Source organism: Actinacidiphila sp. bgisy167, from assembly GCF_057707665.1.
In genome coordinates this window covers 37943-45343 of the sequence record NZ_JBYIQP010000055.1, presented here as the reverse complement: position 1 = coordinate 45343, position 7401 = coordinate 37943, and the positions used below count along the sequence as shown (strand labels likewise).

The following is a 7401-nucleotide window of genomic DNA, read 5'->3' as shown; positions in this document are numbered from 1 at the left end:
GGGGGGGGGGGAGCGGGTCCCCCCCCGCTGGCCAGTGATCGTGCTGCGCACGCCCAAGGGCTGGACGGGCCCTGCCGAGGTCGACGGCCTGCCCGTGGAGGGCACATGGCGCGCCCACCAGGTGCCGATGGCGGCCGTCCGCGACAACCCGCAGCATCTGCGGCAGCTCGAGGAGTGGATGCGCTCGTACCGGCCGCAGGAGCTGTTCGACGAGCACGGCGCCCCCACGGCTCAGGTGCTGGCCTGCGTCCCCGAGGGCGACCTGCGCCTCGGTGCCACCCCGTACGCCAACGGCGGGTTGCTGCTGCGGGCCCTGCCCGTGCCGCCGCTGGAGCGGTTCGCCGTCGCGCTCGACAAGCCGGGCGTGACCCGGCACGAGCCCACCCGCATCCTGGGCGGCCTGCTGGAACGCGTCATGGCCGACACCGCCGAACGCCGCGACTTCCGGCTCGTCGGCCCCGACGAGACCGCCTCCAACCGGCTCCAGGCCGTCTTCGAGGCCAGCGGGAAGGCCTGGCAGTCCGAGATCCTGCCCGTCGACGAGAACCTCGACCGGCACGGCCGCGTCATGGAGATCCTCTCCGAGCACACCTGCCAGGGCTGGCTGGAGGGCTACCTCCTCACCGGCAGGCACGGGTTCTTCTCCTGCTACGAGGCCTTCGTCCACATCGTCGACTCGATGGTCAACCAGCACATCAAGTGGCTGCGCACCACCCGGGCGCTGCCCTGGCGCCGCCCCATCGCCTCCCTGAACTACCTTCTGACCTCGCACGTGTGGCGGCAGGACCACAACGGCTTCTCGCACCAGGACCCCGGCTTCATCGACCACATCCTCAACAAGGCGCCCGAGGTCGTGCGGGTCTACCTGCCGCCGGACGCCAACACCCTGTTGTCCATCGCCGAGCACGTGCTGCACAGCCGCGACTACGTCAACGTCGTCGTCGCCGGGAAGCAGCCGACCTTCGACTGGCTCGACCTCGACGCCGCCCGCGCCCACTGCGCCCGCGGCGCCGGCGTGTGGCCGTGGGCGGGCACCGAGGACGGCACGCGGGAGCCGGACGTCGTCCTCGCCTGCGCGGGGGACGTCCCCACCTTGGAGGTGATGGCGGCCGCCTCGCTGATCCGCCGCCTCCTGCCCCAGCTCGCCGTACGCGTGGTCAACGTGGTCGATCTCGCCCGGCTCCTGCCCAAGGAGGAGCACCCCCACGGCATGGCGGACGCTGAGTACGACGCGCTCTTCACCCGCGACAAGCCGGTGATCTTCGCCTACCACGGCTATCCGTGGCTCATCCACCGCCTCGCCTACCGCCGTGCCGGCCACGCCCACCTGCATGTGCGCGGCTACAAGGAGATCGGAACCACCACCACGCCCTTCGACATGGTCGTCCGCAACGACCTCGACCGCTTCCGGCTGGTCATGGACGTCATCGACCGTGTGCCGGGGCTCGCGGTGCGAGCCGCCCCGGTATGGCAGCTCATGGAGGACGCCCGGTTGCGGCACCACGCGTGGATCCGCGAGCACGGCGTGGACCTGCCGGAGGTCGTCGACTGGACCTGGACCGGGCAGTGACCGGCTGACGCCGGGGCCCGCCGCCGGGGGCTCGTCCGGCGCACCCGTCCGGCGGTCGACCCCCGAGGGACGGCGACCGACGGCGCGCCGCCGGTCGCACCCGTTCGGCCTCAAGGGCGCGCCTGCCGTGCCCTGGTCCGCCTCTCCGAACCGGGCCAGGGCCAGTGCCCCCGCGATCGACGGCACGACCGAGCACCGCCGGCGGCGCCCGGTCGTGCCATGTGGAGTCCCCCCGCCGCACCACTCCGAAAACCGCGGGCCACAGGGACTCGGTGATGACCGTCGCGGCCGTCGCGGCGGTCACCGAGCCCGCCGGCTCATGCCTGCTCCACTGCGAGGGACGCACGGGTACCGACGCCCCGCGACAAGGTCGGCGGCTCACCCCTGCGGAGGATCGGGAATGCCGTGTTCGCGGCGATATGATCCGCCAGGGCGGGTCCGGTGCCGACAGCGAGGAGCGAGGCGTGGTGACGAGTCGGCGGGCCGTGGCGGCCGTGTCCGCCCTCATGGCGGTCGGGTGCCTCGTCGCCTGCGACGCGGGAGGCGGCGGCGAGCGGGCACGTCCCGCGTCCCCCGCTCCCGGTTCGCCCTCCGTGCCCCCAGCGGGCAGCGGCTCGACAGGCGGCGCGCCCTCCCCCCGGCCGCACGCGTACGAGGTGTCCGGCGTCAAGGCGTTGAGCGTGCGCAATGTGAACGGCACGGTGCGCGTCACCGCCGGGAGCGGTCCGGTGTCGGTGGTGGAGACGCTGGAGTACGGCGCCGTCGAACCCACCACCGGGCACCAGGTGAAGGACGGCACCCTGGAGCTGACCGGGTCCGGCTGCGGCGGCGCCAGCCCCTGCCGGGTCGACTTCACGGTGACGGTCCCGGCCGCCGTCCCCGTCACCGTCAGGCTCGACAACGGCGACGTGGACGTCGAGGGACTGACCGGGACGCTGAACCTCACGACCGGCAACGGCACGGTCAAGGGCGTCTCGCTGGGCGCCCGCGAGGCGACGCTCAGGAGCGGGAACGGCATGGTCGAGGCCGCGTTCACCGCCGCTCCGTACGATGTCGACGCCGGCACCGGGAACGGCGCGGTCACGGTCACGGTGCCCGCGGGCCGCTCCTACGACGTCCGGGCCACGGCCGAGGTCGGGATGCGGCAGGTGGACGCGCCGACCGACCCCTCGTCGCCGTACCGGATCACCGCGACCACCCGGGCCGGCGTCGTCACCGTGCGCACGGGATGACCGCCCCGCAGGCCCTGGCACGGGGCCGCGAGGGACGGGTCCGCCCTTGATTGACTTCGCCGAGCGCCCGGGTAGGGTTCGAGCCGTGCCGCCGCCCAACGACATGGACCGGTCCGGCGCCCGGCGCGCGAGGCGGGGCTTACGTCGCACCGGCACGGCTCTGACGGGCGGGGGCACGAAGGGCATCGGCGCCGTGGTGACCGATGCCCCGGCGGACACGACGACCCGCACCTCGCGGCGCGAGGCCGGGGTGGAGGTGGTCGAGGTATGAGGCTCACGATTCTCGGCGGCGGGGGCTTCCGCGTCCCGCTGGTGTACCGCGCCCTGCTGGAGGACCGCGCGGAGGGGCGCGTCACCCACGTCGCCCTGCACGACCTGGACCCAGCCCGCCTGGACGCCGTCGTCAGGGTGCTGCGCCGGCAGGCGCGGGACCGCCCCGACGCGCCCGAGGTCACCGTCACCACCGACCTCGACGAGGCGGTGACCGGGGCCGACTTCGTGTTCTCCGCGATCCGTGTCGGCGGCCTCGCCGGACGCGTCGTCGACGAGCACGTCGCCCTCGACGAGGGCGTCCTCGGTCAGGAGACGGTCGGCGCCGGAGGCATCGCCTACGGGCTGCGCACCGTCCCCGTCGCCGTCGACATCGCCCGCCGCGTCGCGCGGCTCGCCCCCGGCGCCTGGGTCATCAACTTCACCAACCCCGCGGGCCTGGTCACCGAGGCGATGTCCCGCCACCTCGGCGACCGCGTCATCGGCATCTGCGACTCGCCCGTCGGCCTGGGCAGGCGCGTGGCGCGAGCCCTCGGCGTCGATCCCGGCCGCGCCCGGCTCGACTACGCGGGACTGAACCACCTCGGCTGGCTGCGGGCGGTCCGCGTCGACGGCGTCGACCTGCTTCCGCGACTGCTGGCCGACGACGGGGCGCTCGCCTCCTTCGAGGAGGGCAGGCTCTTCGGCGCCGACTGGCTGCGCGCCCTCGGCTCGGTGCCCAACGAGTACCTGAACTACTACTACTCCACCCGCGAGGCCGTCGCCGCCGCCCGCGGCGCCGAGCACACCCGCGGCGCCTTCCTCCTGGAGCAGCAGCGGCGCTTCTACGACACGATGCGGGCCCCGGGCACCGAGCCTTTCGCCGCCTGGGACGCCGCCCGCCTGGAACGCGAGACCACCTACGGGGCGGACGTCCGGGAAGCCGCGGGAGCGGGCGAACGCGACGCGGACGACCTGGAGTCCGGCGGCTACGAGAAGGTCGCCCTCGCCCTCATGCGGGCCATCGCCCTCGACGAGCGGACGACCCTGATCCTCAACGTCCGCAACCGGCGCGCCCTCGAACCGCTCGACGCGGAGGCCGTCGTCGAGGTGCCCTGCCACGTCGACGCCAACGGCGCCCGCCCGGTCGTCGGCGACCCGCTGCCCGGACACGCCGTCGGCCTGGTCACCACCGTCAAGGCGGTCGAACGCGACGTCATCGCCGCCGCCACCACCGGCGACCGGGCCGCCGCCCTGCGCGCCTTCGCGCTCCATCCGCTCGTGGACTCCGTGGCCGTCGCCCGGCGGCTTCTCGACGGCTACCGCGAGCGCCTTCCCGGCCTGGCCTACCTCCGGGACTGAGCCGGACGCGGCCGACGGCGCGCGCCAACAAGCGCGCGGTTGACGGAACCGGCGAAACGCCGGTTCCGTCATCCGCCTCCGTGCCCACGGCTCGTGGCCGCCATCGCTTTCGAGACGCGCGCCACCGGCGCGGGCCTTTGGGCGGCGGCTTCAGCGCGCGGCGCCGAAGTCCTGCGTCCAGTAGTTCCCGGGCTGCGCCAGCGCGATCCCTATTTCCTTGAAGGAGCAGTCCAGTATGTTCCGCTTGTGATCCGGACTGGCCATCCAGGCGCGCATCACGCTGGACGCGGAGGAGTAGCCGTAGGCCACGTTCTCGCCGTAACGGCTCCAGTCGTAGCCCTCGGAGGAGATGCGGTCGGCGGGGGACGAACCGTCGGAGCCGGTGTGCGACATGGCGTGCTGGGAGGCCATGTCCTTGCTGTGGTCCTGCGCGGCCTCGGTCAGCTTGGGGTTGGCCTTCAGGGCCGTGCAGCCGGCCTTGGCCCGCTCCTTGTTGACCAGGCTGAGGACGGTGGCCGGGGCTCCCTTCAGCGCCGCGCCCGAACTCGCGGCCTGGGAGGCCGGCGCGGCGGACGGCGCCGATGAGGGCGCGGGGGCCGGCGCCGCGGGTGCGGCGGCGGACGCCCAGGACGGCTTCCCGCCCCACCAGGGGCCGCGCTTCGTCCACGTCCCACCGGAGGACAGATCGGCGAACCCGCCCGCGGAACCCCTCCACGACCCGCCCCAGGCGCCGTGGTCCCCGCGCCCCTTGACCTCGGTCTGAACCTGGGAAGCGGCCTGGGAGGGGCTCTGGGCCCGGGGGCCGCCGTAACGGGGGCCCTGCTGGGCGCCGACGCAGGCCATGGCCACCGACGGCACGCCCGCGGCGGCCACGGCGAGGACGGCGACGGTGGTCTTCCGGAAGGGCATCGCCCGGCGGTTCTTCGTCATCAGCGAGACCTCACTCAAGGGTTCGGCGTGCGAGTTCACAACCCGTGTGAGCCGCGGCGGCTGGCGGGCCCGGCCATTGTGTGGACGGCCCCGGACTTCGGGCAATGAAAGATCGTTACTACGCGCACTCGTAGCGGCGGCGCCTCTTGCACCGGGCGTCCGGGCGTGTCCGGTGGCCGGACCCGGCACTCGGAGACAACCTGATGATCAGTCAGAAGCTATGCCCCTGGGGAGGCTTCGCCCATGGTGTCGCGTGGTCTCGACGGCTGTCGCCCCCTGTGCGGAATATGTCCTATTTCGTCATGGATAGCAGCTATATGGTGTGTGCGCCCCGGCTACTAAGAAGCACCGTAACCACCCCATCCAGCGTGAGGGACCTCACAGGGCGTCCCGGAACAGTTGCCGCGGTGGCCGTCGCCGTCGCACCGCACGGCACAATCACCGCATGCGACACATCCTTGTCATCGGCATCGGCGCGGGGGATCCCGAACACCTCACCCTTCAGGCGGTCAAAGCGATCGCCCGTACGGACGTCTTCCTCGTCCTGGGGAAGCCGGAGGAGCGCCAGGACCTGATCCGCCTGCGCCGGCAGATGCTCGACGACCACGCGCGCCCCGGCCACCGGCTGGTGGAGGTCCCCGACGCCGAGCGGGACCGCGCCGCACCCGGTTACGCGGAGGCGGTCGAGGACTGGCGCCGCCGCCGCGCCGACCTGGTGGCGGACCTCCTCGACGCCCACCTCGGCCCCGGCGAGACGGGCGCCTTCCTGGTCTGGGGAGACCCCTCCCTCTACGACAGCGTGATCGCCGTCGTCGAGGAGGTTCTCGCCCGGCGGCCCGGCTCCTTCACCCATGAGGTCGTCCCCGGCATCAGCAGCGTCGCCGCCCTCGCGGCCCGGCACCGGCTCACCCTGACCCGGGTCGGCCGCCCCCTGCAGATCACCACCGGCCGCCGCCTCGCCGAGGGATTCCCGAAGGACGCCGACGACGTGGTGGTCATGCTCGACGGCCGCGCTGCCTTCGCTGAGATCGACCCGGAGGGCCTGGACATCCATTACGGCGCGTATGTCGGCACCGAGGACGAGATCCTCATCTCGGGCCCGCTCGCCGAGACCTCGGAGCGCATCCTCCGGGCCCGCACCGAGGCCCGGGAACGCAAGGGCTGGATCATGGACACCTATCTGCTGCGCCGCCGTCCCGACAGCACCGGCTGAGCCGGCGCGGAGCCCGCCCGGCCGGTTCCGGAGCGCCCCGGGGGTGGCCGGCGAGCAACCCGGGGCGCCGGCCCCGGGGCGAGCCGCCCGGCCGGGTCGCGCGGAGCGCGCGCCCCGCTCCACGGTGCGGCTGGAGGGGACGGGGCCCGTCCTCGTGGCGTCAGACGCCTGGACGGGCTGTGTTCCAGCCGCGTTCCAGGAGGTCGAAGGCGCTCTCGACGGCCGTCCGGGGATCGCCGCCCGTGCGGGCGAGGGCGGCGGCCTCGAGGGTGAAATGGGCCAGCGCCCGACAGGTGGGGTCGCCCTGGGGGGCGCCGCTCGCCTCGCTGACGGCCTGCGCGAGCGCGTCCTCGTGCCGCATCCACATGCGGTGCGCGTACTCGCTCAACGCCGGGGTCGTGTCGATGAGTTCGATGAACCGCGCCATCCCCGCGTCCTGGGAGACGTCGGCCCTGGCCAGGACGTATTCCCGGAGTGCGGACAGGATCGGCTGTCCGGCGGGGCGCTTGCGGACGGCGTCGAGCAGGCTCGTCTCCCGGTCGGCGTCCATGTCGAAGACGAGCGCCTCCTTGCTGGGAAAGTGCTTGAACAGCGTGGCGGTCGAGACATCGGCGGCGTCGGCGACCTCGCGGATTCCCACGTTCTCGTAGCCGCGATCCAGGAACAGGCGCAGTGCCGCGTCGGCGATGGCCTTGCGGGTCGCCGCCTTCTTGCGCTCGCGGCGTCCCGGTGTCTGCGGTTCGCGGATCTGTGTCGCTCCCATGCCCGCCACCCTACCCCGATGCGAGTCCAATCAAAAAGTAGAGTCGTTGCACTTTTAGAGTTGTTGTGCTTCTGTGGCGTGG

7 protein-coding genes are annotated in these 7401 nt (G+C 73.2%); 5 read left to right on the top strand and 2 right to left on the bottom strand.

Annotation, left to right across the window (positions count from 1 at the left end):
* The 4 genes from AC3ET4_RS20615 to AC3ET4_RS20600 all read left to right on the top strand — a co-directional run.
* On the top strand, positions 1–1570 hold a 1570-nt coding region (locus tag AC3ET4_RS20615), incomplete at its 5' end, for a phosphoketolase family protein (RefSeq protein ID WP_431951480.1).
* A gap of 464 nt (positions 1571–2034) precedes the next feature.
* On the top strand, positions 2035–2802 hold the full coding sequence (locus AC3ET4_RS20610; RefSeq protein WP_431951478.1) for a DUF4097 family beta strand repeat-containing protein: 768 nt from the start codon (positions 2035–2037) through the stop codon (positions 2800–2802).
* Positions 2803–2887: 85 nt separating this feature from the next.
* Positions 2888–3073: a hypothetical protein gene (locus tag AC3ET4_RS20605; RefSeq protein ID WP_431951476.1), complete on the top strand. Its 186-nt coding sequence runs from the start codon at positions 2888–2890 to the stop codon at positions 3071–3073.
* Positions 3070–4413, top strand: coding sequence for a 6-phospho-beta-glucosidase (locus tag AC3ET4_RS20600; RefSeq protein ID WP_431951474.1), 1344 nt, complete (start codon positions 3070–3072; stop codon positions 4411–4413). Before AC3ET4_RS20605 ends, AC3ET4_RS20600 begins: the two co-directional genes overlap by 4 nt.
* Positions 4414–4563: 150 nt before the next feature.
* Here AC3ET4_RS20600 and AC3ET4_RS20595 read toward each other — a convergent pair whose 3' ends face one another.
* Entirely contained in the window at positions 4564–5343 is a 780-nt protein-coding gene (locus AC3ET4_RS20595) for a CAP domain-containing protein (protein WP_431951472.1), read from the bottom strand.
* Between the two features lie 445 nt (positions 5344–5788).
* On the opposite strand from AC3ET4_RS20595, the gene cobF reads away from it, so the two are divergent.
* Positions 5789–6556: a precorrin-6A synthase (deacetylating) gene (cobF, locus tag AC3ET4_RS20590; RefSeq protein WP_431951470.1), complete on the top strand. Its 768-nt coding sequence runs from the start codon at positions 5789–5791 to the stop codon at positions 6554–6556.
* Positions 6557–6716: 160 nt separating this feature from the next.
* Here the strand turns inward: cobF and AC3ET4_RS20585 are convergent, their stop codons facing one another.
* Entirely contained in the window at positions 6717–7319 is a 603-nt protein-coding gene (locus AC3ET4_RS20585; RefSeq protein ID WP_431951468.1) for a TetR/AcrR family transcriptional regulator, read from the bottom strand.
* Positions 7320–7401: the final 82 nt, after the last annotated feature.